The sequence below is a fragment of the Cognatishimia sp. WU-CL00825 genome, from assembly GCF_040364665.1.
Lineage (GTDB): Bacteria > Pseudomonadota > Alphaproteobacteria > Rhodobacterales > Rhodobacteraceae > Cognatishimia.
Genome location: NZ_BAABWX010000001.1, coordinates 1927050 through 1953635 on the forward strand (window position 1 = coordinate 1927050; position 26586 = coordinate 1953635).

Consider the following 26586-nt stretch of genomic DNA (forward strand, 5'->3'; position numbering starts at 1 on the left):
TGGTCATGCGCGGGCCTAATTATTTGACCAAGCCGCTGCAATGGGCTTTGCAATGCGCAGCAAATCAATGGCGCGGGCGGCCAATTGATCGACAATATCCGAAACGGTCTTGGGCCTAAGATAAAACGCCGGCACCGGGGGCATGATTATGCCGCCCATTTCCGTAACTGTCGCCATGTTTCTAAGATGCACCAGCGTTAAGGGTGTTTCGCGTGCCAACAACACCAATCGACGCCGTTCTTTAAGCTGAACCGAAGCGGCGCGGGTCAGTAAGTTATCATCAAGGCCATTGGCGATGGCTGCCAAACTGCGCATCGAACAGGGTGCGACGATCATCCCGCTGACAGGAGCTGATCCGGACGCAATGCGCGCGCCTACGTCGGCAACGTCATAACACGTTGTTGCCAAATCACGCATAACGTCCAATGCATCTGCACCGCATTCTATTTTCAATGTGCGCATTGCAGCTGGGCTGACGACCAATTCCAATTCGGCACCCAAATCGGCAACCTGTTGTGCAATCGACAGCGCCAGATCCGCACCGGATGCGCCGGATACTCCAAGAATAACGCGCGACTTACTCATGTCTGTTCGCCTCGCAAAATACGCTCTGCAAGGGCTGAGGCGAAGGCGCTATCTCTGGGTGATGTTGACATCACGTGCCCCCATTCGCGGGTGGTTTCGCTGTCGATTTTTGTGGTGGCGTCAATTCCCATCTTACCAGCAAGGCCCGCTTTTGGGGAAGCGAAATCCAGATAATCCATGGGAGTGTTTTCCAAAATCACGACGTCGCGTGACGGGTCCATGCGTGTGGCCAATGCCCAAGAGATATCTTGATGGCTTCTGGGGTCGATATCGACATCCACCACAATGATCATCTTGGTATAACTGAATTGTGGCAGCATCCCCCAAAGCGCCATCATCACACGTCTTGCCTGCCCCGGGTAACCTTTGTGGATGCTGACAACTGCTATCCGATAAGAGCAGGCCGCGGGTGGTAACCACAAATCATGGATCTCGGGAATTGAGGCTTGGATCGTTGGCAATGCAAGCTTGTTGAAAACTTCCCCAATAATGGCTGGCTCGTCCGGGGGGCGCCCAGTGTAAGTTGATAAGTATAGCGGATCGCGCCTGTGCGTGATCGCGCTGACTTGCACGACGGGAAAGGGTTCTGCTGGATTATAATAACCCGTGTGATCACCAAATGGTCCTTCGGGTGCGGTTTCTGAACGTGACACCCAGCCTTCGATGATGATCTCGGCCTCGGCGGGCACCATGAGTGGGACAGTCTTTGCCGCGACGAGTCTGGGTCGCATACCGTTTAAGGCTCCGGCGAAACTTATCTCTGAGACATTTTCGGGCAGCGGCAACGCCGATGAAAGCAGCGTTGCTGGATCTGCGCCAAGAACAATTGCAACAGGTGTTTTTTCCCCCACCTGCCCCCAACTTTTGTGGTGCGCAGCCCCGCCGCGATGTGGCAACCAGCGCATGATCATTCGATTATGATCTAAGACTTGGACGCGATAGATACCCGCATTATAGGCCGATATATCACTTATATCCGTGCCAGGGTGCCGCGTGATAACCACTGGCCAGGTTATCAAGGGTCCTGCGTCCTGCGGCCAATGGGTTTGTATGGGCAATTCGCGTAAATTGACTGAGTCACCTTCTGTTACGATGTGCTGAACAGGTGCGGATTTCAGAAACTTTGGTCGTGTTGCCAGAGCAGTCTTCAGCATCGGCCAGCGTGACAAAGCATCGCGCAACCCTGTTGGTGGCGAAGGAGATCGCAACGCTGCAAGAAACGCGCCCAAGTCCGCAAGTTTATCAGGTGTAATGCCCAACCCAGCTGCAACACGTTCTTGCGTGCCAAAAAGGTTAACAACAACAGGAACTTCAGACCTTCCCCCATCTTTTAGGATCGGATTTTCAAAACACAAAACCGGCCCGTCAGCTTCTAGGACTGCACGGTGAACAGCTGTCATTTGATGCTGAACCGAAACCGGATCTGACACTTTCACTAACTGTTGCGTGTCGCCGCACCAATCAAGAAAGCTGCGCAGGTTTGGAAAGGAAGGAAGGGATCGAATGATATTTCTCCAAGCAAATTGCCTGAGGCCGCTTAGCACCGAAAAAACCCGGAAAAATTGACGATCGTCAATTTTTGTCAGGGCCTTTCAAACTAACTCTCTTTTACTCAGCCGACCAATTGCACAATTTGGGGTAGGACACTTCGTTGCATCAATCTTCAGATCCACTTCCCAGATGTCCAACAATGGCGTCTTATGCATTGCGTCTAGCCCCCCTAAGGCCCTTGTCATTTGCATTAACTTCCGTTGCAAAAAACGTTGCCAAAAATCATCCAGGTCTATTTCGGCGGCTTGGCGAATATGGCGATGCCAGTTTTGTTTTAGACCCAACTGACTTGCCATTTGTTATCTTGCTTAACCCAAATAGCGGAACACCAAGCGTCATCGCGACACGCAGGTCTACCAAAACAACCACGCGCATTGCCGGCCCGTTCGCAGCGCTGCTCGGGCTGGTACATGGAAAATTTGATGGCGACGCCCTGTTTTTTTCGCGCAATTTGGTGATCGAAGGCGATACATCTGCTGCCCTGGCGCTGCGCAACGCCATTGATGATGCAGAACTTGATTTGGCGCAGGAATTTTTGAGCCCATCCAGCCCACTTTCTGCGCCTTTGCAGCGCTTTCTTACATATTTGGAACAGATGTCGGGTGTGTGTTTCATCCGGCCTGAGGACACACAAGAATGGTAATGGAAATCGTTTGCCCAGCCGGGACGCCCGCAGCGTTGCGGGCCGCTGTAAAAGCGGGGGCGCACACAATTTATTGTGGATTTAGTGATGAAACCAATGCGCGAAATTTTCCCGGCTTGAACTTTGACAGGGCTGAAATGCGCGCCGGTGTGGAATATGCGCATGCACATGGGGCAAAAATGTTGGTGGCGATCAACACTTTTCCGCGCTCTGGGGACGAGGCCATTTGGCATCAGGCGGTGTCTGATGCCGAGGCCTGCGGTGTTGATGCCGTGATACTTGCAGATATTGGCCTTTTGGACTTTGCGACGCGCAAACATCCAAAGCTGCGCAGACATCTTTCGGTGCAGGCCGCCGCAGCAAATGCCGACATGATCAACTATTATGCCAAAGCATTTGATATCAAGCGCGTCGTGCTTCCGCGTGTTTTGTCGGTTCCGGAAATTGCCGCCATCAACGCCGAAATTGATATCGAAACCGAAGTGTTTGTGTTTGGTGGGCTTTGCGTCATGGCCGAAGGGCGCTGTTCGTTGTCATCTTATGCCACAGGCCGGTCGCCGAATATGAATGGCGTTTGCTCTCCTGCCAGCCATGTAGCCTATCAAGAAACCGACGGAATATTGGATGCACGACTGGGTGACTACGTGATCCACAGGGTCGAAAGCGGCGCACCAGCCCCGTATCCAACGTTGTGCAAGGGATGTTTCAAAACCGAAGAAACGACTGGCCATCTATTTGAGGACCCAGTCAGTCTGAATGCTGAAAAGCTGATCCCACAATTGCAAAAAGCCGGTGTTACAGCGCTAAAAATTGAGGGCCGGCAGCGCTCGCGGTCTTATGTGGCACAGGTTGTAAAGAGCTTTCGCGCCGCGGTCGAAGCTTTGGAGGCAGGCCACCCGATTCCCGAAGGAATGCTGGCCCAATTGTCCGAAGGCCAAGCCACGACCACTGGCGCTTATAAAAAAACATGGAGATAGACGAGTGAAATTAACCGCAGGAGCCATCCAGTTTTTTTGGAGTGCCGATCGTTGGGCGCGCTTTTACGACGATCTCGTTTTGGCACCGGTTGACAGCGTAATCTTGGGTGAACTTGTTTGCTCTAAGCGCTTGCCATTCTATCAAGACCGCATTCCACAAGCGGTTGAGGCGCTGCAAGCGGCAGGCAAGCATGTGGCGTTAACCAGCCTCGCCGTTGTAACCCTCAAACGAGAGCGCAATCTGCTGTCAGATCTTTTCGATCTTGGCGTTGAAGTCGAAGTGAATGATCTCACCGCTTTGGCCTATCTGCCCGAAGGCTCAGCATTTTCAGTAGGCCCGCTTGTAAATGTATATAACGAAAGCACGCTAGGATGGTTGGCCGCAAAAGGAGCCACAAGAATTTGTTTACCACCTGAATTGCCCCTTAATTCAATCGAAATTCTTGCCACTGCTGCAAAGGATCTTGGTGTGGAGATTGAAGTTTGGGGACATGGTAGGATTCCTCTCGCAATTTCTGGGCGCTGCTATCACGCGCGCCTGCACGGGCGCACCAAAGACAATTGCCAATTTGCCTGTGAAGATGACCCCGATGGCAAAGTTGTTCGGACTTTGGATAATCAACCTTTTCTGTCCATGAACGGGGTACAAACACTGTCTGAAAGCCATGCCTGTGTTGTCGCGCAGGTTCAAAAACTTGCCAATGCTGGGGTGTCTTCCCTCCGGCTATCGCCTCAGTCGAAAGGGTTTTTAGATATTTGCCGCCTTTACCGCGCATTGCTAGATGGGAGACAGACCTCTGAAGCTGTTGTCCAAGAAATTCGTCACATTTCTAATGGCATACGCCTATCCGACGGTTTTCTCGCAGGGGCAGCTGGTGTTGACTGGTCTGGCAAAACGTTACAGCCACATGAATGAACGCCACAGTGCGCGCAAAACCCAGACTGTTTAGCCATTTTTGGGATGCCCCTTTTAGACCGCTCTTTTTGGCGGCCTTTCTCTGCGCTTTCTTTTCTATTCTGATCTGGCCAATTGGCGAAAAACTGGGTTTGCCGACGCCGGGGATCCATCCCCCCGTTTTGTGGCACATGCACGAACTTTTGTTTGGGTTTACCGCGGCCGCGATTGGGGGCTATGTACTAACGGCCCTGCCCAATTGGACTGATCAGCAACCTGTCGCCGGGATACTTTTGAAACTGCTTGTTCTTCTTTGGGGAGTTGCCAGAGGCGTGAACGTCTTGCCGCAAACTTTGCCAACGGGCTTAGTCGTGCTCATCAACTTAAGCTATTTTTTATTGCTGTCCTACATCGTTGCTCGCCAGATCTCAGTTTCCAAAGCGTTTCGCAAGTTAAGCTTCGTCTTGGTTGTTTTGGCATTGGGCATGGCTGACGTAGCATACTTAACAGCCGCAAACATGGGTTATCCTTGGGTCAGTCATGACATTGGACACCATGTTTTCATTGGCTTGTGCATGTTGCTTATAGTCGTGGGGGCAAAACTCATCGCTGCCTTTACTAAGAATTGGCTAAACATAAACCAAATTGAAACATCTGATGTAGGCTTGTCTAGCAAGCTGAATTTGCTTGTTTTGGCGTTGCTGATGATAGGCTTTTGGCTGTTTAGCTTCGTAGATAGTGGCCTCGCCTATGCCGTTCTGTTGTGCACATCTTGCCTTATCATTTGGTCCATGTGTGCTTGGCAGGCGAAAGCACTTTTCCGTAGCCCACTAATTGCGGCACTGCATGTCTCCTTTTGGTGGATACCAGCCGGTTTTTGTTTGCTGATCCTATCGCAGACTGCCCCGTCATCTTACCGCGCCGCTGACGCCCTTCACGCGATAACCATAGGGGCGATGTCTGGATTGATCATGGCTATCTCTGGCAGAGCAGCCGCCCTTCGCAACAACGGTGTGTTACACGCTAGAAAGTCGTTTTATGTCGCTATACCACTTGTCTGGACAGCTGCATTGGTGCGACTATTGGTGCCTGCATTCCCCCAGCACACCGAATTGGTTGTAGTGTTATCCGCTACAATTTGGTGTTCTGCTTGGTTCATTTTTATCATTGGCTTTCTTCCGGCGCTTTACGGGCCAGCCCCGCGTCCAGTGTTGAGTGGGGCAAAACACGCCGCTTCAAATTCGACGCCAGCCAAATAGCTATTTGCTCGGCGCAAATAATGAGGGCAATCCTCTGTTACAATGCGCCACAGTCGACCTTGTTTATGCGCTAACCTATGTTACCCAGGTGCTTTCCAAGCACACGATCAAAGTGAGCAATTGGCATGACTGGCAAAAAAACAGACCATCCTTGTGGTCGTTGTGCATTTTATGCGGGAAGCATTTGGAAGCCTGTCCCCTCAGAGTCAGTTTCATTTTTGAAGCAGGGTTTTTCCCGAAAGACCTTACCCTCGAGCCAAGCTTTGTTCAGGCAAGGAGACGAGAACCGAGGCATATTCTGCGTCTCCAAAGGACTGATTGCAATTCGTGCGCTTAGTGCTGACGGTGCATCCACTTTGATCAGGATCGCCTACCCAGGGGACGTCATTGGATATCGTTCGTTTTTGGCCAATCGCCCGCATGAGACAGAAGCTCTTGCTTTGCTGCCGTCGCGCGTGTGCACCGTGGCCTTGCGCCATGCAGACCAAGTTGTTCAGAAAAACCCGATGGTTTTGAAAAGCATTGCGTCCCGGTGCATTTCTGAAATCGACAGAAACCACGAACGGATTATCGCCACGGCTACAAAATCTAACAAACAGCGTTTGGCAGATCTTCTTTATAGGTTGATGACTGAACATGGTAAATCTGATGGCGATTGGATCTCAATGCGACTTCCCCTCTCGCGCATCGATTTGGCGGATTTGATCGGTGTGCAGCCTGAAACACTTTCGCGCCTTATCAGACGGCTGCAATGTGATGGGTCGTTTCAATTCTCTGGTCGATCGGTGCATGTGCCCGCAACGGCTTTTAGTGTTTCACCAGCCTTGTTGCCCCTACCCCCACTAAGCGCTTGATATAATTTATTTATCAATTCCTGAAGATTGAAAAGGATGAGATGCACCCCTCGCAGCAAATAGAGAGGGATGCATGGAAAAAGCTTTAGAGGTTGGCCTCTGGACTAGGCGAATTGGCCATGCTCTGGTCGCGCTCTTCGCGTGGCAGTAAAAGGTTCAAAACGACGCCTGCAACGCCTGCCAGACCAATGCCCGCCAACGTAAAGCCACTGCCAAATGGAATGGAAAGCCCCCCAATTCCAACGACAAGAACAACAGATATGATCACCATATTCCTGGCCTCTGTCAGCCTGTCACCAATCTTGGCAACGACCGATAGACCAATCACAGTCACCATTCCGAACATCAAGATCATGATGCCCCCCATCACGGGCATGGGTATGGTTGCCAAGGCACCGCTTAGTTTGCCAACAAACGAAAGCGCGATGGCGAAGATAGCAGCCCAGGTCATAATCGCCGGATTAAAGGCCTTGGTCAGTGTAACCGCACCAGTCACTTCGGAATAGGTTGTATTGGGTGGCCCTCCAACTAGACCCGCAAATGTGGTGGCCAGCCCGTCTCCAAGCATGGTGTTTTGGATGCCCGGATCTTCCATATAATCCTTTTTGGTGACACCCCCGATGGCCATAATATCCCCGAAATGCTCGATTGCGGGCGCAATTGCGACCGGCAAAATAAAGAGGATCGCCGCCAAGTTAAACTCTGGTGCGACAAATGCAGGAATAGAGAACCAAGGTGCTTCTGCAAAAGGCGCGAAACTGACCAAATTCTGGCCTGTAACAACACCCAAAACCAACGCCACAATATAGCCTGCAATGACACCGAATATGATCGGAACCACCTTGATAATGCCTTTGCCCCGGATTGCAAAAATCATTGTCGTACCTAAGGAAATAGCCGCAATTGTTAGCGCAATCCCCTTGGGCATGATCTGCGTGTCGCCCGCGAGCCCCGTCGACATGTTGATCGCAACCGGTGCTAAAGCCAAGCCGATGACCATAATCACAGGGCCAACAACAACCGGTGGCAAGTATTTGTGCAAAAAGCCACTGCCCCAAATTCTGATCGCAAAGCTAAGCGCCACATAAAACAGTCCTGCAACAGCTAAGCCGCCGGTTGTTGCCGCAAGCCCCCAAGTTTGAACCCCATAGATAATCGGCGCAATGAATGCGAAGGACGATGCCAGGAATACCGGGACTTTACCCTTGGTTACGATTTGAAAAATTAGAGTGCCTACCCCGGCTGTGAAGAGTGCTACGCTGGCATTTAGGCCGGTCAGTAGCGGAACTAAAACAAGAGCTCCAAATGCGACAAAGAGCATCTGTGCCCCGATCAAGGCTTGCCCCAAGCTGAAATTATAGTCGGTGCTGGATAGCCGGGAGTCGCCCCCCGATTGTGAGTGTGTCATGTCGTCCTCCATGTTTTCATCAAGAAACCCTGTTGCCCCTCCACGCTTTGGATTTCTTTTCTGTACTTGCTTTATGATTACGGATTAGAATTATTGTCCCCAAACGCGCGCCTCTCTGAGGCCCAATTTCCTAGCTACACTCTAAAGCTGTCGTGAAATTTTGTTTCAAATTCACCATATTTTGTGCATTTTTTAACCAACCGGTCAATTTAAGTCAATAATTTTACTATTCAGTCAATTTATCCGTGCGCTTTTCTCTCAAAGGATCATCTGAAGCGAACTAGCATTAACCTTTTCAGGTTTATGTAGCTTCAAAACTTTGCACGAAGAATGCCAATCCGAACACTCATTTAGCGCGATATTGGTTTGTACAAATCCGTCGATTTGGAGCGCAACTCATGAAAGCGCCCACCGATCTAATTTCGAAGTTTAGTCAAACAGCGTCGCAAAATTATTCTTGATACTGTCCCCAATGTACAAAGCCAAAGCCTGTATCGTGGATGTGGGATTGACGGCGCCAGCCGTCACAAAGATTGAACCGTCGACAATAAACAGGTTCGTTACGTCGTGGCTGCGCCCCCAGCCGTTCACGACCGAGTTTTCTGCGGCATTACCCATGCGGCAGGTGCCCATTTGGTGCCATCCAGCGCGCCACCATACCGCGTCGTTGCCCTTGCTTAGGATCTTCTGCGCCCCGGCAGCCAAAAGAACCTCTTTGGCTTTCTTCTCGCCATGTTCGAGCATCTTTTTGGTGTTCTCGCCCAATCGATAGGTTATTTTTGGGGCCGGAATTCCATCACTGTCTTTCAGTTCTGGATCAAGCGTGACGCAGTTTGCCTCTTCCGGCAGGTCTTCTATCACCACGGTCAAGCCCGCAAGATATGGGTAAACTTCGTCCATGATCCGGCGATGTTAATTCCCCCAGGGAATAGGCTTATCAATGCCATACCCCCCCCAAAAAGCAAAGGTCATTGGCGTGGTGGACCGGCCAGAGTGAAGACCGTAGCCACGCACAAATCCGCGCGATGGATCACTTTCGTAAAACTTTTGGCTCAATATGGAACAGGCCATCGGTCCTTCGTGGCCTTTCATTGGCTCTTCAAAGACACCTGCAACCCCGGTGAGAGGATGAAACATCAGGTTCTTGCCAACGAGGCCAGAGCGATTTGCCAAACAATCCGGAAAGGCTTTTGATTTTGAGTTCAGCAGCAAACGCGGCGTGCCAACGCCGTTACAGGCCACCACAACCATTTCTGCGCTTTGTTCCTGCAGCTGCCCTTTGGCATCGAAATAAAGCACGCCGTTGGCGAGTCCTGTGTTGGCATCAACAAGAATTTCCGCAACACGTGAATTGGTGCGTAATTCAACACCTGCATTTTCTAGGATCGGCCAATAAGTGAAATTTGTGCCTCCTTTGGCACCCGCTGCACAGCCAAGATCACAAGTGCCGGCATTAACACATTTCTGTCGGCCATCGTGATCTTGGCTTAAGCTCGAAACATCCGACGGCCACCAATGCCAGCCCTTTTCATTGAAGCCTTTGGCCAGTGTTTGTCCCAATTTGCGCATTGGAATTGGCGGAAGGTCAGGATTGTAAGTTGATAGGCTGGATTGCCGCCCAATCCAGAGACGCCGGTGTTGCGGTCATTCGCCTCGTAGAAAGGCGCAAGCGTAGCATAATCAATGGGCCAATCGTCGGCCACGCCATCAAGAGTTTTTGCACTAAAATCCGATTGATCTTGGGTCCACATTGTTTTCATCCTTAACGACCAGAAACGTTGCCAGATCTCGAGACCGCATCAGTTGCCACGGCCAATAGTAGTATGGCTCTAGAGAACATAAGTTTGTCAGCGGCACTGGCACCGGACAGATCCAGCCCATTCCCAAGCGAGCCAATCACAAGTGCACCTAAAATCGCATTCCAAACAGAACCCTGCCCCCCAAATAGTGAGGTGCCGCCAATGACCGCCGCGCCAATACTCTCGAGCAACAGCGAGCCACCTGCAAACGCGGTGTAAGACACCGAACCAAAGCGGGACGCCCCGAAAATACCGCCGATCGCGGCAAGGATGCCAACAATAGCAAAGGCAGACACCCGAATGCGTTTCACATCCATCCCAACACGCCGCGCGCTTTCGGCATTGCCCCCCACAGCAAAGATCGAGCGCCCGTAAGGTGTTGATGTGGTGATCCAGCCAATCAGCGCCATCAAAAGCAGAATAAGCAAAGGCAATGACCGATATGCGTTCATTGTCAAAACAGCTGCAAAAATAAGGCATGCAAAGAACGCTACTTGACCCCATAGGGTCGCGTTGCTGTCTAACTCAAGGTGCAATGCCTTTCGCTGCGCTTGACGGCGCAAGGCCATCGCCGCAACAAACACCACCAAAAGGGCCGCGATAACCAAGCCCCAAAAATCTGGGAGCAGGACACGAGCTATCGCGCGCACAAAGGGATCACCAACGTTCAGATTTCCTGTCGGCAGGATCTTCTGCATCAGACCCTGATAGCCCAAGAGACCGGCCAAAGTGACAACAAACGAGGGTATTCCAACATACGCGACAAGCAAACCCTGTGCGGCCCCCATGACAGCGCCAACCGCGATGACAATAAGGCATGCCAACCAGCCGGGAACACCAGCCAAAACCAAAACCCCAAGAAGCGCAACGCAGACGCCAGCTGTTGCAGCAGCAGAAAGGTCGATATCGACAAGCAACAGAACAATTGTGATCCCAACAGCCAGGGTCGCGATTACCGCGGACTGCATGAACAAGTTGTAGATGTTACGTGGTCTAATAAAGATATAGCGGATTTCTTCGGCGCTTGGATCGCTGAGGTATTCATACAGCGGTACCGCAAGGCCAAAGTAGGTCCAGATTGCTGCCAGTGCGAGCAAACCAGGAACAAAGGTGCCGAACTTGGTTTCGCGCATAATGCGCAACCGATCGACGAACGTAAGTTTGACTTCAGACTGCATTTTTTGCTTCATCTATCCCACGTGTCATCGCAACGACGATTTCGTCGGGTGTCGTGTCTGCGGTGTTCCTGATTGCCACATTCCCGCCGTGTCTGATGACACAGATCCGGTCTGCAATTTCAAAAATGTCGCGCATGTTGTGCGAGATATAGATGACAGCATGGTTGGTTTCGCGCAGCCGTTTGACCACGTTCAAAACTTGGCAAGTTTGGGCAACGCCCAACGCCGCAGTCGGTTCATCCAGCATCACAACCGAACTTTCAGCCCCTACAGCCCGTGCAATCGCAATGGCCTGACGCTGACCACCAGAAAGGCCGCCAACAGTCGCGCGGACAGATTGCAGTGCGCGCACTTCTAAACGGTCGATAGCCCTCTGGGCTTTTACTTCCATTTGCAAGTCGTCAATCGGGTGCAAGAAACGCGGCAGAAACCCCCACCCAGATTTGACAGGCTCGGCCCCTAAAAACAGGTTTGCAGCCACATCAAGATTTTCACAAAGCGCGAGATCTTGGTAAACAATCTGAATGCCACGTCCGCGCCAACACCGTTCTGCACGACTGCGGTCGCAATGTCAGATGTGTCTTGACCGTTGATCAAACGCAGGGTGACTTCTGCTGCTGCACCAATTTCGTGCAAAGGACGCCAACCACATTGGGTCTGCTTGCCAAGCAACATCAACTGTTGTGCTTGGACAGTCCAGTCCAGAAACCGGAACTGTGCCTGCCATGCCTTGCTCTTCCATAGATGCGATGGCTGCGCCGGCGTTACCATCGTTTGATGATACAACACCCTGAACTTTGTTGCTCAGCTGGGTCAACGCATGGTCCATCGAGCGGCGTGCAATGGCCGGATCCCAACCGGGAGTCCAGTTTTCATACCCCAGAACACGTTCACCAGAGTCAAACAAAGGCTGCAAAGCAGAGATCTGGCCCGCTGCAATTACACCTGCGTTTGGATCTGTTGGCGAGCCCTTCAGCATAACCAGAGTATCGCCGGACTTGGTGTTGTCGACAACGTGCTGGGCTTGTGCTGCACCGGTCGCAAACACATCGGCCTGAACCCAGAACTTTGTGTTCGGGGAATTGATCATGCGATCATAGGCAATCGTCGGCACGCCCTCTTCTGCAGCTGTATCTGCGATAATTGCAGAGCTTTCGCCGTCAATTGGGATAACCACGAGCACTTTTGCGCCCTGTGTCAAAGCCTGCTCTGCCTGACGTCGCGGCACAGAAGTGTCATTGTTGGCGTTGAAGACTTCAACCTTAAGATCTGGTGCAATTTCTTTCATTTTATCCAGAAATGCAGCGGCATCCTGCTGTTCCCAACGTAGGTTCACGTTCTCGGGCAATAGCAAAGCAACAGTATCTGCGGAAACTGCGGTTGCCGCAGATTTGCACCGGCCAAGTCGCTAAATTGGGACCCATATCACCCGCAATGTAACGCTTTGATTAATCCAATTCGGTCCAAGGCCATGGCTTCACGTTGCTTGCCGCGGTTTGATATCTGGCGGCTTTTGCCATCCAGATTCCCAAATCGGTCCCAAACTCGGCCAAACGCTCGTTGGGTTGTTTGTTGCTGACCAACATGACGAGAAACTGAATAACGGTCACCACGCCCAAAATGGTTTGTGCAAATGAGATCATGACGGCGATCAAGAGCATAAAAATCAAGCGCCAGAGCATGTTATCGGGTTGTTCCGGCTCAAATTGCTCTCCATGCAGGCGGCCTTCGATTTTTGTTTCGTCTTGGTCCACGTCATTCACCCTTGTTACAGTCACTGCGCGCGGCAAATAGATCACCCCTCGCGCTTCGTTGCAACATTAGGTGGTCATGAATTTCCAAGTTAAAAGAGCAAAAACCAAGAGATATAGAAATCAATCCGGTCTTTCGTGGCTGCGCAAAACTCAGCGCGCCTCGCGCTCTGGGCAGGTGGTGTTGCCTGCCTGGCGCTTGGCACTGTGACAAAGATTTAATTGTACAATTTGTACAACTCAGCCGCTGAAACGTACGATTCGCGCGTCTGACGTGCGATCAACACGCGGCCATCAGCCGATACACAATTTGCGCCGCAGTAAAATCCCAAGCGGCGTTGCCGTCGGGCGCAAATTCGACCACATCCAGTCCCACGCAATTGCGGCCCTGAAGCGCGTGTTCAACCAGGCGCAACGCTTGGTAATACCCAAGTCCGCCGGGCACAGGCGTGCCAGTGGCGGGCATTTGGCTGGGATCAAGCCCATCAACATCAAAGCTGACATAGATATCTTGCGGGAAATCATCTGGCAGATCGACGGCGTGGATATTGTCGACAACCAACTCTTCGGCGTCTTTGAAAAACACACCATTTTTGGTGCGACTGTCTTGTTCCTGCTGACATAGGGCGCGCACGCCAAACTGCGCGAGTTTCAGGCCCTCTTGGGACAAGAGATGCATGACAGAGGCATGGCTGTGTGTGTTGCCCTGATAGGCCACACGCAGATCGGCGTGGGCATCAATTTGCACGATGCCGATGGGCCGCTTTAACGCACGCGCGACCCCCATGACGGCGCCATAACTAAGGGAATGTTCGCCCCCTAATGTGACGGGTATTTTTCCAGCATTCACAGCAGCTTCGGTGCGCTTTGCTATGCGCTCCATGACACTTGGAAGCGCGCCGGTACAGTCAATGGGGGCTTCTGTTTTGATCCCCTGTGCGCAGGGCTCTGACCCGTTGGTCAAACGCTCTAATTCGTTGGATGCGCTGATGATGGCCGCCGGGCCATTTGCCGTGCCCGCTCCATAAGAGACCGTGCGTTCAAGCGGCACGGGAATAACGCGGAATTTGGCCGTTTCAGCGCGTTCCAGGACGGTGAGTTCACTCTCTAGAAAGGAATTCATGGTTAGACTTTCACGACAGGCGATTTTTGAAATCAGAATAGGAGAATTGTTTGACGATCTGTAGATCATCGGTGCGGCTGTTCCAAAGCGCAATTGTGGGCAACGGCACGCCATTAAAGGTGTTGGTTTTCACCATGGAGTAATGCGCCTGATCCAAAAAGGCAAAACGCTGACCAATTGTAAGCGGTTGATCCCAAGTGTAGTCGCCAATGACATCGCCCGCGAGACAGCTTGGGCCCCCAAGGCGATAGCTGTGGCCGGTCTTTGCTTCGCCCAGCATGGCAGGCCGATACGGGGCTTCGATCACGTCGGGCATGTGGCAGGTGGCAGAGATGTCGGTGATGGCAATATTGGTGCTATTGTGAAAGGTATCGAGGACTTCGCCGATTAAAATACCCGCATCAAGGGCAATGGCCTCGCCCGGTTCGATGATCACATCGACGTTGTACTTGTTGCGGATATCTTTGAGCAGATGGATCAACACCTCACGATCGTAATCGGCGCGAGTGATGTGATGACCACCGCCAAAATTCAGCCATTTCAATTGGTTGAAATAGGGCAGCAATTTGTATTCTACCGCGGACCAGACATGCATGAGCGGTTGCACACCTTGTTCACACAGTGTGTGAATGTGGATGCCATCAACGCCCTTGAGCGCATGGGGCGTCAGTTGGCTGATGGGGGTGCCAAGGCGGGAACAGGGGGCAGACGGGTCGTATTTGGCAACCTCGCCCACTGAGTATTCAGGGTTGATGCGCAGACCTACTTGTACACCGGCGGCTTGGCATTTGGCTAAAAAGCGGTCTTTTTGTGCGGGACTGTTAAAGATGACGTGATCTGATAGGGCAATTATTTCGTCGATCTCGGCCTCTTTGTAGGCCGCGCAAAAGGTTGCAACTTTGCCGCCGTATTCTTGGCGCGCGAGCCTTGCCTCGTAAAGGCCACTGGCACAGGTGCCCGGCAGGTATTGGCGGATCAGCGGTGCCAGCGAGTACATGGAAAAGGCTTTGAGCGCCGCCAATACGCTTGCACCAGACCGGTCAGCGACATCTTTGAGAAGGCTTAAATTGCGTTCAACCGCCACCTGATCGACGACAAAACACGGCGAGGGCACGCGCGCCAGATCAAAGTTGCGAAAGGCACCAGGATCGCCGGCTTGGGTGGTCATCATGTCAGACATTTTTGCGCCTTATAAGTTGGCCGGGGGCCAGCCCCCTAGGTCGAATTTGGAAAAATTCGACCACCCCCGGAGTATTTTAAGAAAGATGAACAGGGGCACCGCGCGAAAGCGGCACCCGTGGGTTGTTTAGAAATCAACCGGGCCATCAAGTTCATGCACTTGCCAAGGCAGGCCCTGGGTGTTGAGCATGTCCATGAAGTCATCCGGATCAAGTTGTTCCATATTCCAGACGCCGGGCTGTTTCCAATTGCCTTTCAAAAGCTGCGCTGCGCCAATCATCGCTGGCACGCCAGTTGTATAGGAGACCGCTTGGGAGCCAACCTCGGCATAGCATTCTTCGTGATCGCAGATGTTGTAGATATAAAAGGTTTTTTCACCGGAACCATCTTTGGCCTGACCCGTGGCGATGTCGCCAATACAGGCTTTGCCTTTGGTCAATGCGCCCAGATCGCCGGGATCGGGCAGCAGGGTTTTCAGGAATTGGATTGGGATGATTTCCTGACCATTATGCATCACCGGATCAATGCGTGTCATGCCGACGTTTTGCAGAACCGTCGCGTGCATGATGTAGGCATCGCCGAAGGTCATCCAGAACCTGGCGCGCTCGATTTCAGGGAAATGCGTGGAGAGGCTTTCGAGTTCCTCGTGATACATCTGGTACATGTTTTTTGGACCAACGCCGGGGAAATCAAAGCTTTGTTTGTTGGTCAGTGCCGGACTGTGTTGCCATGCGCCGTTTTCCCAGTGGCGCACTTCGGCCAGCACTTCGCGCAGGTTGATTTCCGGGTTGAAATTGGTGGCAAAGGCCTGACCGTTGTCGCCGCCATTGGCATCCAGAATGTCGATCTGGCGGATGGTTTCGAGTTTGTGTTTTTTCAGCCAGGTGGCAAAAACAGAGGTCACGCCCGGATCAAAGCCGGAACCGAGGATGGCGGTTAGACCTGCCTCGCGGAATTTGTCTTGGTAGGCCCATTGCCAGTGGTATTCAAATTTCGCCACATCTTCGGGTTCGTAATTGGCGGTATCCAGATAATGACAGCCGGCCTCTAGGCAGGCGTCCATCAACACCAGATCCTGGTAAGGCAGCGCTAGGTTGACCAAGAGTTCGGCACCGGTTTCGCGGATCAAACCCACGGTGTCGGCCACCACGTTGGCATCAAGCTGCGCGGTTTTGATGGTGACGCCCGTGCGTTCCAGAACGGCCGCCGCGATGGCGTCGCATTTGGATTTGGTGCGGCTGGCGAGCGTGATATCGGTAAAAATATCTGCGTTCATCGCCATTTTATGAACAGCAGCGTGCGAAACGCCCCCTGCCCCGACAACAAGTGTCTTACCCATGATATGTTCCCCCAAAAGACAGAGTATTATTCGTAATAGGTGTAGCCGTTGATGGAATCGCGATAGGCGCCCATCAGTGTTTTGCGATCTTTAGACTTTAATGCACCGGTTGATATGGCCTCGTCGACCATTTTGCGGAATTCAGCGACACAGGCCTGTGGGTCAAATTCGACGTATGACAGCACTTCTGAGATCGTATCGCCTTCTTGCTCGTGCAAGAGATCAAAGCCGCCGTCCGCCCGCAAATCAATTGTGACCACGTTGGTGTCGCCAAAGAGATTATGCAAATCGCCCAGTGTTTCCTGATAGGCTCCGACAAAAAACACACCCATGTAATAGGTTTCGTCTTGCGGCAATGTGTGCACCGGCAGGCTGTGGCTGATCCCATCCGCCAGAATAAAACGGTCGACCTTGCCGTCGCTGTCGCAGGTGATGTCAGATAGAACGGCCCGTCGATCGGGGCGTTGGTTGAGCATTTGCAGCGGCACCATGGGGTGCAGCTGGTCAATGGCCCAGACATCAGGCAGTGACTGAAACAGCGAGAAATTGCAGTGATAAATATCGGCCAGATGTGTCATCTGTTCGTCAGAAACCGCAATGTTGTCAAAGGCCGCATGCTGTTTGATGCGTGCCATCAGGTGCAGATAGATCTGTTCGGCGCGGGCCATTTGGCGCAGGTCGATATAGCCGCGATGAAACAGCGCGCGCAATTCATTGCGGTAAAAACTGGCGTCATTCCAGCATTCTTGTAGACGGTCGGTTGAAATGTAATCGGTGATCGCCAGCAAGTCACTGATCAGGTGGTGATCGTCCCCCTTGGCATCCGGGGCCGTCTGCGCATCATAGAGCGTGGCTTCGAGCACGTTGAAAATTAACATGGATGACGTTGCCACAACGGCGCGACCACTCTCAGTCACCAAATCGGGATGATCGATGCCAGCGGCATCCATCGCGTATTGCACCGTTTCAACCACATTGGTGCAGTATTCTCGCATCGTGTAGTTGATCGAGCTTTCCGTGGCGCTTTTCTCGCCGGTGTAATCGACACCCAGTCCGCCCCCCAAATCAAGGTGGGTGAGTGGCACGCCCTCTTTGGTCAGTTCAGTATAAAACCGGCAGGCTTCGGACACAGCGCGGCGCACGTCATTCACATCTGGCACCTGGCTGCCAAGGTGGCTGTGTTGCAGTTTAAGGCAATGCAGCAGGCCAGCGTCGCGTAATTTGTCGATCACAGTGACCAGTTGATCGGTTTTCATGCCGAAAGCTGAACGGTCACCAGAGCTTTTTTCCCACTTGCCGGAAATCTGATTTGTCAGTTTGACGCGCACGCCCAACATGGGTTCAACGCCCAGCTCTTTGACCACTTGAATCACGGTGTCGGCTTCTTTTGGGCTTTCCAGCACAATCACAGTGTTAAAGCCGATCTTACGCGACAGGATCGCCAAGGTGATAAATTCTGCATCTTTAATGCCATTGCAGACAATCAAGGATTCCTTGGCCAAGCGATGCGCGAGCGCGATCACCAGCTCTGGCTTGGAACCCGCTTCGAGGCCATAATTATAGGGTTTTCCAAATTCGACGATCCGGTCGATAACCTGCGCCTGTTGATTGACCTTGATCGGAAAAACGCCGCGATAGGCACCATCGTAGCCAACGCGGGTGATCGCCTCGGCGAAACATTCGTTGATGTGGCGGATTTCATTTTCCAGATAAGATGAGACCCGCAACAGCATCGGCACATGCACGCCCCGGTCTTCTAGATCGCGCAGAATTTCTGGCAAGCTGATGGCAGGCGCTTCTGGATTTAGTGGATTTTTGAGCCCGATTTCCCCGTTGCCGAGCACGACAACAAGATCTTTGCCCCATTTTTCGATGCCATAGATGTCATGAGAGGCAATACGAGAATTGTTCAATCGGTGTCTCCCGGAGAGGTAGGGGCCAAAGGCAAGCTGTGGCGCGAAATCAGATGGCGCGGTTTAGGCGCAATTCATGATTCTTCCAAGAAAAATCTTAACGGCTCGCGCGGCCGCTTCTAAGGGCCTAGCACATTCGGCGCGCAAAGGGTTCTGCTTATTCTTCTTTTAAAAGGGTGGAGAGTTTTGCCGCTGCGGTTTTGAGCATATCCACGTGTTGGATTGCCTGATCAAGCGGAAAACGTTGTTCGGGTGCGTGCACGGAAAGCGTAGAGACCAAACGACCATTGGCTTCGAAGATGGGCACGGCGATTGCAGTCATACCTTCCATGAATTCGCAACGATCCACCGAATAGCCCTGATCCCGTACGGCGCGAATTTCTTCGATCAACGCGCTGGCGGAATTGATGGTTTGCGGGGTGCGCTGTTCCATTTGAACAGAGGTGGCATAGCTTTTGAGATGCCGGTTGTCCAAAGAGCTGAGATACATTTTGCCTGAAGCTGTGCAATAAAACGGAACCCGGCTGCCCACCGGAAGTTGAATGCGCAGAGGCCATTTGGTTTCGACCCGATCCAGATAGATCATCGCATCGCGGTCCGGCAGGGCGATATTGCAGGTCTCGCCGATTTCGTCTGCCAAATTAGAAAGGATCGCAACGCGTGCGGTTCGAATTCGCAGTGAGGAAATGATACCCGTGGACATTATTCGCAATCGCAAGCCGGGCGAATAGCCACGACCATCGATTTCGCGTTGGATAAATCCTTCGGTTTCCAAAGTTGTAAACAACCGATGGATGGTTGGTTTGGGCAGGCCGAGATTGTGGTTAACCTCTGTTGGTGTCACCGGCACCCCGGCCTTTGCCATCGCTTCGAGCACGAGAAGCAAACGCAGATTTGTTGGAATTCCGCTTTCTTTGCTTACGTCCTCAGCCATGACTACCCCTTACTTAATTTCGTTTACTGTGCCCTTACCCAGTTCCTGGGATCAGGATGGTGGACAATGCAGGAACCAGCGCGATGATGAACCATACGGTCAACAAGGCGAACAGATACGGCACCGTGTAGCGCAATAGTCTGAAATAGGGAACGCCCGTTACACCCGAGGCCACGTACAAGTTCAATCCATAGGGCGGCGTGATAAAGCCAATCGACGCACCAACCAAGAAGATTACAGCGAACTGGACCGGTTCAACACCAACTGAATGTGCGATCGGAGCCAAGATCGGAGCCAGAATGATGGTGACTGGAAGGCTTTCCAAAACCATGCCACAGACAAACACAATCGCCATGGAAGTAAAGAGAACCGCGTAGTAGCCACCCATGCCGCGTACAAAATCACCGATGATTTGCTGTGCGCCCAGAACCGACAGGATCTGTTGCATCACAACGGAAACGGCAATCAGCGGGGCAAGAATACCGGCGATCTGCGCGGAACGCATCGTGATCGAAGGCAATTCCAGAGGGCCAAAGCCTTGAACAACCAGCATTTCACCATAGCTGCGTTCGCTTGGGTGACGATCTTCGCTTTTGGACCCCATCAGCTTGTATATCGGCAAGCTTAGGAAGCCGACGATGATACAGAAACCAACGGTTACACCCGCCGCTTCGGTTGGTGAGAACTTCCCGGTGTAGATGCCCCAAAGCACAAGACCAATGGCAAAGAAGCCGAGCCATGCACCCAAAGCTGTCTTCATCACACGACCAAACTCTAGTTTGATCAGGTAGCCCCAGCCGTTGCGGGTACAGATGATAAAGGCTGCCAACATCATGCCAAAGACCATCAATGCACCTGGGATGATACCGGCCACAAAGAGCTCGGAAATCGGCAGGTTCATCAAGAAGCCGTAGACGATGAAGATGATCGATGGTGGAATAATGATACCGACCGTACCACCCGCCGCAGCAGTCGCCGCAGAGAATCGCTCGTCGTATCCGCCTTTCACCATTTCAGGATGCAGCATAGAACCGATGGTGGCTGTTGTCGCAGAGTTTGATCCTGAGATCGCTGCGAACAAGCCACAGGCTCCCAAAGTTGCCATCGCCAGACCGCCACGAAGCCAGCCTAAACATGAATAGGCAAAGTCCGAGAGCCGTTTGGCAATCCCCGATCGGTTGATCAAGTCACCGGTCAGAATAAAGAGCGGCATCGCTAAGAGCGCAAAGCCATCGGTGAAGACGTCCCCCAGAGCTGCGCCAATATTTGTGAGGGGCAATCCCAGCACAAAGCTGAGGCCGATCACCCAGTAACCGATGACCAAGAACACAGGCACGCCCAGCATAAAGAAGACCGTTACTGCGATAGAGATAAGTGTAATCCAATTTCCGTCTGTCATGGTGTCACCTATTATCCTTCACCAATGGCAGCGGCTTGAATAAGCGGCTCGCCTGAACGAAGATTTCTATAGTCCTGCAAGTAATTTTCCATCGTCCGGCCAGCAATCATAACAAAACTAAGGGGAACAAAGACCAGAAACCACCACTGAAGCACGTTGTCGGTGCCCAGAAGGATTTGAAAATTCGACGCAGAGTTTGTTGCAACAATTGTTGACGTCACAATCACCACCCAAGCAAAGCCCATCCAAAGCACGAAATCGAGCGTCAGGCATGCAAATTGCAACGGGCGCGGCATGTTGGAGCGAAATTCCGCAAACGCCAAATGGGTGCGAAGTTTAACGTTATATGCGCAGCCCGCCCAGGTCATGATTAGGAACATAAACGGCGGCAAAGTCGTGGACCACGGCGCTTGTACGTTCAGAACAAAGCGGCGGAACACTTCGACAAAGATAATCGTGCCGATCAGTAGGTACGTTGTGACCATGATCGTGCTTTCGAAATTCCGCTCTACCCACGGAACATAATGATAGATCAGCAGGAAGAACCCGCCTCCAAGAATTGTGATGAATGCGCCCAACAGCCAAATGCCGTTTGATTCCATCGCACTGCTCATTTCCCACGCATCATTGGACAAAATTGCCCCAATGATCGCAAACATCTCGCTAAAGAGTGTTGTCATAAACTGTCTCCTCCCAGGGACCGACACGATTTCGATGTGCTGGATTGTTTGTAGCCGCCCAGAGTCAGCGAAATACAAAAATGGCGGCCGGTAAAGACCCGCCGCCAAAATCGATAGGTCTTAGGCTTTCCACCAACGACGTGGTTCGACGTTTTCTGGCAGCATATTCGCGTCTACTTCGCGGGCTACGCGATGCAGTTCGGAATAGGTATCCAGGCCGCCGGCCCATTTGTTGATGCGCTCGCGCCACTGTTCCCAAGCCGCTGGCTGGAACTCTGGTGAACACATTTCTTCGGCCATTTTGATCTGATCATCACCCAAGAATGCGTTACGCACGCCATGCTGAGCGAAGATTGTGTTTGGAAGCTGTGGGTCAGACTGACCAACAGTTTTAACCAAAGCTGCTTCGTTGGCTGCTTGGACGTGAACCTGTGCGAGGTAGGAAGATTCCATAACCGCGTCTTGCAGGTGACCGTCAAGGCTGTCGAATACTTTTGCAGACATCGAGGTGTGCTCGGTACCGCAGAAGAATTTCAGATCAACAGACTGGGACACAACAGGTGACATGTTTGCGTATGCAACCGCAGACGCCCATGTTTCTGCACCATCGATCAGACCTGTTTTCAGACCGTCGAGTGTTTCTTCCCAAGCCACTGGAACCGGGTTCAGGTTCAGAAGCTGCATCGCAATACGACCCAGCTGCGTTCCTGTTACACGGTTTTTCGTGCCAAACAGTTCTTCCAGCTTTGTGACAGTTGGTTTGTCTTGGAAGTTTGAACCCATTTGCAGGCCACGCAATTCACAATGGCTGAAGAGGAACTTCAGACCGTGACGCTTTTCGAGTGGCTCGCGCAGGATCTTGTTTGATTCTGGGCTGTAAAGGAAGTGGTACTGAGATGCGCGACCTGGGAATACATAGGCGTAATCCAGAACGTTCAAATAGGGTGCACCACCCGCAGAGTTTTGGGTTGATGCCGCGTAAATGTCGACAATACCCAATTGTGTTTTCTCTACGCAGGAAAGCTGACCGCAGATTTGGTTGTCACCGATAAATTCAACGCGAATTTCGCCATCTGTACGTGATTCGAGGTCACGTGCAAATTCGAGGCAGCCTGCGCGCTCAATCAGAAGGTTACGCGCATTAAATCCGGACGCCCCGAATTTTAACACATGCTTAGCTTCTTTTTTATAGCGTTTGTCGTAGGTCGATTCGACCGCTCTTGCGAGCGAAGGCATGGTGACAGCGCCTGTAAAGGCACCAGCAGCAAGCAGCGTAGACGACATTCCGTAGCGGCCCGCGAGCTTAAAAAGATCGCGACGTGAAATCCCGCTGAGCTTGTCAGAAACTTTCATGAACTATCCTCCCTGTTCATTTTTGAGACTTGCAGTATCATTTTTATTGAATTATGAATCAAAAGGCAAGGAAAACCTGCACGTTGATTTTCAATCCCTGGGAGGAGCCGATGAGTCCTAAGAATGTCGATTACATTGTTGTAGGCGCGGGTTCGGCGGGATGTGTTGTCGCCAACCGTCTCAGCAAAGACCCTTCGGTAAATGTCGTTCTGTTGGAGGCAGGTGGCAGAGACCTGAATCCGTGGATCCACATTCCGGTTGGATATTTCAAAACCATACACAACCCATCCGTGGATTGGTGTTACGAAACAGAGCCTGATCCCGGCTTGAATGGCCGCTCGATTGAATGGCCCCGCGGCAAGGTTCTGGGCGGCTCTTCGTCGCTGAACGGTTTGCTTTATGTGCGCGGTCAAGCGGCGGACTATGACCGTTGGCAGCAAATGGGCAACCAGGGCTGGAGTTATGACGATGTTTTGCCGCTGTTCAAACGGGCGGAAAACAACGAGCGCGGCGCGGATGACTATCACGGATCAGACGGCCCACTTTCAGTGTCAAATATGCGCATTCAGCGCCCAATCACCGACGCTTGGGTCGCCGCAGCACAGGCCGCAGGTTATCCGTTTAATCCAGATTACAACGGGGCCACTCAAGAAGGCGTTGGGTTTTTCCAGCTGACGTCCAAAAATGGCCGCCGTTGCAGCTCTGCTGTGGCTTACCTGAACCCGGTCAAAGGTCGCAAAAACCTAGAGATCATCACCCATGCATTGGTGCAAAAGGTCGAGTTGGATGGCACGCGCGCCACCGGTGTGACCTATTTGGATAAGTCCGGGCGCAGCCACACGATCAATGCCAGCAAAGAAATCATTTTGTCCGGCGGCGCGATCAATTCACCGCAGTTGTTGATGCTTTCGGGCATTGGCGAGGCTGAGCAGCTGAAAGACGCTGGTGTTGAAGTGAAAAAAGATCTGCCGGGCGTTGGCAAAAATATGCAGGATCACCTGCAAGCGCGCTTGGTCTATAAGTGCAACGAACCGACGTTGAACGATGAAGTGCGCACGCTGTATCGTCAGGCGTTTATTGCCTTGAAATATGCAATGTATCGCGCAGGCCCCATGACCATGGCCGCCTCTTTGGCCTGTGGCTTTATGAAAACCCGCCCCGAGCTTGAGACTCCCGATATTCAATTCCACGTGCAGCCGCTGTCTGCGGAAAACCCCGGCAAAGGTGCAGATCCGTTTTCGGCCTTTACCATGTCGGTCTGTCAGCTGCGGCCGGAGAGCAAGGGCGAAATTCGAATTGTGTCTGATAATCCAAAGACCTATCCGAAAATCATACCCAACTATTTGTCGACTGAAACAGATTGCCGCACCGTTGTGGAAGGTGTGAATATCGCGCGCAGGATCGCGCGTCATGCGCCGCTGACGTCGAAAATTTCGTTGGAATATCGTCCGGATGCTTCGTTGGATATGGACGATTATGATGCGACGTTGGATTGGGCCCGGAACAATACCGCGTCGATCTATCACCCCACCGGCACCTGTAAAATGGGCAATGACTCTGCGGCTGTTGTTGATGCGCGTCTGCGGGTTCATGGCATCTCTGGATTGCGGGTCGCTGACTGCTCGATCATGCCGGAAATTGTCAGCGGCAACACCAATGCGCCTGCCATCATGATCGGCGAAAAATGCAGCGATTTGATCCTTGAGGATCACGCCGCGGGCTAGTTGTCCACCAGAGTTGAGTTGCGCCAGACCCCTTATTTGGCGTAGCTTTCGCCCCGTCGCCACTGTCCACCGGCGATGGGGCATTTTTTTGCCAAGGGAATTTTTTTGCCAAGGGATCTGGGTGGTGAACTGCCAGTGACCAATTGTCGAGATTGCGGTTGGCAGAGTTTGATTTCATTTTGTATACTTGTCACCAACATATTACAAAGGTGAGCTGGCAGTATGAACGACGAAACCAACCCCAAACGCCGCATTGTCTCGTCCCGGCACCTTGCTGAGGGTGAAGGCTGGGAAGCCTCGGAAGTCGAATATGGCATGATCATAGCGTTCAATGCGTTTTCACGCTGGATGACGCGCTGCATGTCAGCCGCGGGCAATACAGATTTGACACCCATTGAAATTTTGGTGCTGCACAACACCAATCACCGGGGGCGGGACAAGCGTCTGACCGATATTTGTTTCCTGCTGAATATCGAGGACACGCATGTGGTGAATTATGCCCTGCGAAAACTTATGAAAATGGAACTTCTGCGCTCTGAAAAACGTGGAAAAGAAGTGTTTTACCGCACTTCAGACAGGGGTGCCGCCCTGTGTGAAGCCTATCGGGATGTGCGCGAGCGTTGTTTTCTGGACGGATTGTCGCGGTTGGATATGACCGGGGAAGAGATGCGCGAGATGGCGGCCAATCTGCGCACCCTTTCCGGGCAATATGATCAGGCCAGCCGCGCGGCCACCTCGCTTTAGCGTCCCATCATATTCGGCAACTTGGTGACAATTTGCGGAAAGACCGTGATCAGAACCACACCGAGCAGCAACAATAGGAAAAAAGGAAAAGCCGCTTTGGCGATTCTTAGGATATTGATGTTTGTCAGCCCCTGAATCACAAACAGATTGAAACCGACCGGTGGGGTGATCTGGCTCATTTCGACAACGATCACCAGATAGATTCCAAACCACAGTGGATCGATGCCAACAGTGGCAACCATCGGCATGATGATTGACGTGGTGAGTACAATCACGGAGATGCCATCCAAAAAGCAACCAAGGACAACAAAAAAGATTGTCAGCACAAAGAGCAAGGTTGTGGCCGACAGGTTCATGTCGGCAATCCAAGAGGCCAGATTTCGCGGCAGCCCCGTGAAGCCCATGGCGACCGAGAGGAAGGCTGCCCCCAAAAGGATCAGCGCAATCATGCAAGAGGTGCGTGTGGCCGACATAACGGCCTGGGCAAACAACGCCCAACTGAATGACCCAGACAGCCAGGCCAGCAAAGTGGCCAGAACGACGCCCAGCGCGGCTGCGTCGGTTGGCGAAGCCAGCCCGCCATAGATCGACCCGATCACCCCACCTATCAGCAAGGCAACAGGCACAAGGTTGCGGGATGCCTTTAGCTTTTCACGCAGAGAAAAGCTTTGATCGATTGGGGGAATAAGGTTTGGGTTCATCCAGGCCCGCACAGCAACGTACCCGGCAAACAAAGCAATCAGCATAAAGCCCGGCAAGACTCCGGCCACAAACAGCCGGGCGATGGATTGCTCGGTTGCGACGCCGTAAACGATCAGAATGATCGAAGGTGGGATCAGCAGCCCCAATGTGGCGGACCCCGCCAGCGTCCCGATGATTAGGCTTTCCGGGTAACCACGTTTGGTGAGTTCGGGCACGGACATGCGGCCAATGGTGGCTGCTGTCGCAGCAGACGATCCCGACACAGCGGCAAAGATCGCGCAGCCAAAGACATTGACGTGCAGCAAACGTCCTGGCGCGCGACCCAGCCATGGCACCAGGCCGCTGAACATATCATCACTTAGGCGCGACCGGAGGAGAATCTCGCCCATCAGAATGAACAGAGGCAGTGCGGTTAAAGCCCAACTGTGTGAATGGCCCCAGAAGGTGGTGGCGATGATCAGTCCGGCAGGGGCATTTGTAAAAAACACCAAGGCAGTCAAGCCAATCAGGCTGAGAGCCACCGCCACCCAGACGCCTGCGGCCAGCAAACCGATCAACATTGTAAGCAGAAGCAGCGCAATTAAAGGATCAGCCAT

The 26586-nt window shown here is 52.4% G+C and carries 26 protein-coding genes; 7 read left to right on the forward strand and 19 right to left on the reverse strand.

Annotated features, from left to right (window positions below; all coding sequences use genetic code 11):
* Window positions 1-15: 15 nt before the first annotated feature.
* Both ABXG94_RS09525 and ABXG94_RS09530 read right to left on the reverse strand, forming a co-directional pair.
* Window positions 16-585, reverse strand: a complete 570-nt coding sequence (locus ABXG94_RS09525; RefSeq protein WP_353533766.1) for a UbiX family flavin prenyltransferase — start codon at window positions 583-585, stop codon at window positions 16-18.
* On the reverse strand, window positions 582-2090 hold the full coding sequence (locus ABXG94_RS09530; RefSeq protein ID WP_353534037.1) for a UbiD family decarboxylase: 1509 nt from the start codon (window positions 2088-2090) through the stop codon (window positions 582-584). Before ABXG94_RS09530 ends, ABXG94_RS09525 begins: the two co-directional genes overlap by 4 nt.
* 185 nt (window positions 2091-2275) lie before the next feature.
* Between ABXG94_RS09530 and ubiT the strand changes: the two genes are divergently transcribed.
* The 5 genes from ubiT (at window position 2276) to ABXG94_RS09555 (ending at window position 6764) form a co-directional block, all read left to right on the forward strand.
* Window positions 2276-2779, forward strand: a complete 504-nt coding sequence (ubiT, locus tag ABXG94_RS09535; RefSeq protein ID WP_353533767.1) for a ubiquinone anaerobic biosynthesis accessory factor UbiT — start codon at window positions 2276-2278, stop codon at window positions 2777-2779.
* The gene (gene ubiU / locus ABXG94_RS09540; RefSeq protein ID WP_353534039.1) at window positions 2779-3756 is read left to right on the forward strand and encodes a ubiquinone anaerobic biosynthesis protein UbiU; all 978 of its coding nucleotides are present in this window, start codon (window positions 2779-2781) and stop codon (window positions 3754-3756) included. Before ubiT ends, ubiU begins: the two co-directional genes overlap by 1 nt.
* Before the next feature lie 4 nt (window positions 3757-3760).
* Window positions 3761-4672: a ubiquinone anaerobic biosynthesis protein UbiV gene (gene ubiV / locus ABXG94_RS09545; protein ID WP_353533768.1), complete on the forward strand. Its 912-nt coding sequence runs from the start codon at window positions 3761-3763 to the stop codon at window positions 4670-4672.
* Between the two features lie 8 nt (window positions 4673-4680).
* Complete coding sequence (locus ABXG94_RS09550) at window positions 4681-5910, forward strand: NnrS family protein (protein WP_353533769.1); 1230 nt, start codon at window positions 4681-4683, stop codon at window positions 5908-5910.
* A 125-nt stretch (window positions 5911-6035) separates the two neighbouring features.
* Complete coding sequence (locus tag ABXG94_RS09555; RefSeq protein ID WP_353533770.1) at window positions 6036-6764, forward strand: Crp/Fnr family transcriptional regulator; 729 nt, start codon at window positions 6036-6038, stop codon at window positions 6762-6764.
* A gap of 85 nt (window positions 6765-6849) precedes the next feature.
* On the opposite strand, the gene ABXG94_RS09560 is transcribed toward ABXG94_RS09555, so the two are convergent.
* The 16 genes from ABXG94_RS09560 to ABXG94_RS09635 all read right to left on the reverse strand — a co-directional run bounded on the left by ABXG94_RS09560 (window position 6850) and on the right by ABXG94_RS09635 (window position 22820).
* Window positions 6850-8172, reverse strand: a complete 1323-nt coding sequence (locus ABXG94_RS09560; protein ID WP_353533771.1) for a uracil-xanthine permease family protein — start codon at window positions 8170-8172, stop codon at window positions 6850-6852.
* A gap of 429 nt (window positions 8173-8601) precedes the next feature.
* Window positions 8602-9072 (reverse strand): GMC oxidoreductase, encoded by a 471-nt coding sequence (locus tag ABXG94_RS09565; RefSeq protein WP_353533772.1) that lies wholly within the window; start codon window positions 9070-9072, stop codon window positions 8602-8604.
* Window positions 9073-9084: 12 nt separating this feature from the next.
* Window positions 9085-9741: a GMC family oxidoreductase N-terminal domain-containing protein gene (locus ABXG94_RS09570; RefSeq protein WP_353533773.1), complete on the reverse strand. Its 657-nt coding sequence runs from the start codon at window positions 9739-9741 to the stop codon at window positions 9085-9087.
* Window positions 9660-9923: a hypothetical protein gene (locus ABXG94_RS09575; RefSeq protein ID WP_353533774.1), complete on the reverse strand. Its 264-nt coding sequence runs from the start codon at window positions 9921-9923 to the stop codon at window positions 9660-9662. Before ABXG94_RS09575 ends, ABXG94_RS09570 begins: the two co-directional genes overlap by 82 nt.
* An 11-nt stretch (window positions 9924-9934) precedes the next feature.
* On the reverse strand, window positions 9935-11149 hold the full coding sequence (locus ABXG94_RS09580; RefSeq protein WP_353533775.1) for a sugar ABC transporter permease: 1215 nt from the start codon (window positions 11147-11149) through the stop codon (window positions 9935-9937).
* Window positions 11139-11675, reverse strand: a complete 537-nt coding sequence (locus ABXG94_RS09585; RefSeq protein WP_502901697.1) for an ATP-binding cassette domain-containing protein — start codon at window positions 11673-11675, stop codon at window positions 11139-11141. The genes ABXG94_RS09580 and ABXG94_RS09585 overlap by 11 nt, the downstream gene beginning before the upstream one ends.
* A gap of 45 nt (window positions 11676-11720) precedes the next feature.
* Window positions 11721-12485: a substrate-binding domain-containing protein gene (locus ABXG94_RS09590; protein ID WP_353533777.1), complete on the reverse strand. Its 765-nt coding sequence runs from the start codon at window positions 12483-12485 to the stop codon at window positions 11721-11723.
* Window positions 12486-12597: 112 nt separating this feature from the next.
* A complete protein-coding gene (locus tag ABXG94_RS09595) occupies window positions 12598-12903 on the reverse strand; it encodes a DUF4389 domain-containing protein (protein WP_353533778.1) in 306 nt (101 codons plus the stop codon).
* A gap of 277 nt (window positions 12904-13180) precedes the next feature.
* Window positions 13181-14023 (reverse strand): agmatinase, encoded by an 843-nt coding sequence (gene speB, locus ABXG94_RS09600; protein ID WP_353533779.1) that lies wholly within the window; start codon window positions 14021-14023, stop codon window positions 13181-13183.
* Between the two features lie 10 nt (window positions 14024-14033).
* Window positions 14034-15203, reverse strand: coding sequence for a carboxynorspermidine decarboxylase (gene nspC, locus ABXG94_RS09605; protein WP_353533780.1), 1170 nt, complete (start codon window positions 15201-15203; stop codon window positions 14034-14036).
* Between the two features lie 126 nt (window positions 15204-15329).
* Window positions 15330-16541, reverse strand: a complete 1212-nt coding sequence (locus ABXG94_RS09610) for a saccharopine dehydrogenase family protein (RefSeq protein ID WP_353533781.1) — start codon at window positions 16539-16541, stop codon at window positions 15330-15332.
* Window positions 16542-16567: 26 nt separating this feature from the next.
* A complete protein-coding gene (gene speA, locus ABXG94_RS09615; protein ID WP_353533782.1) occupies window positions 16568-18454 on the reverse strand; it encodes a biosynthetic arginine decarboxylase in 1887 nt (628 codons plus the stop codon).
* A gap of 157 nt (window positions 18455-18611) precedes the next feature.
* Window positions 18612-19388: an IclR family transcriptional regulator gene (locus tag ABXG94_RS09620; protein WP_353533783.1), complete on the reverse strand. Its 777-nt coding sequence runs from the start codon at window positions 19386-19388 to the stop codon at window positions 18612-18614.
* A 34-nt stretch (window positions 19389-19422) separates the two neighbouring features.
* Window positions 19423-20787, reverse strand: a complete 1365-nt coding sequence (locus ABXG94_RS09625) for a TRAP transporter large permease (RefSeq protein WP_353533784.1) — start codon at window positions 20785-20787, stop codon at window positions 19423-19425.
* A gap of 11 nt (window positions 20788-20798) precedes the next feature.
* Window positions 20799-21467, reverse strand: a complete 669-nt coding sequence (locus ABXG94_RS09630; RefSeq protein WP_353533785.1) for a TRAP transporter small permease — start codon at window positions 21465-21467, stop codon at window positions 20799-20801.
* 120 nt (window positions 21468-21587) lie between these two features.
* A complete protein-coding gene (locus tag ABXG94_RS09635; RefSeq protein WP_353533786.1) occupies window positions 21588-22820 on the reverse strand; it encodes a TRAP transporter substrate-binding protein in 1233 nt (410 codons plus the stop codon).
* 110 nt (window positions 22821-22930) lie between these two features.
* On the opposite strand from ABXG94_RS09635, the gene ABXG94_RS09640 reads away from it, so the two are divergent.
* Together ABXG94_RS09640 and ABXG94_RS09645 are read left to right on the forward strand one after the other, a co-directional pair.
* A complete protein-coding gene (locus ABXG94_RS09640; RefSeq protein WP_353533787.1) occupies window positions 22931-24544 on the forward strand; it encodes a GMC family oxidoreductase in 1614 nt (537 codons plus the stop codon).
* A gap of 222 nt (window positions 24545-24766) precedes the next feature.
* Window positions 24767-25288: a winged helix DNA-binding protein gene (locus tag ABXG94_RS09645; RefSeq protein ID WP_353533788.1), complete on the forward strand. Its 522-nt coding sequence runs from the start codon at window positions 24767-24769 to the stop codon at window positions 25286-25288.
* Here ABXG94_RS09645 and ABXG94_RS09650 read toward each other — a convergent pair.
* The gene (locus tag ABXG94_RS09650) at window positions 25285-26586 is read right to left on the reverse strand and encodes a TRAP transporter large permease (protein WP_353533789.1); all 1302 of its coding nucleotides are present in this window, start codon (window positions 26584-26586) and stop codon (window positions 25285-25287) included. The two genes, ABXG94_RS09645 and ABXG94_RS09650, sit on opposite strands and share 4 nt — an antisense overlap.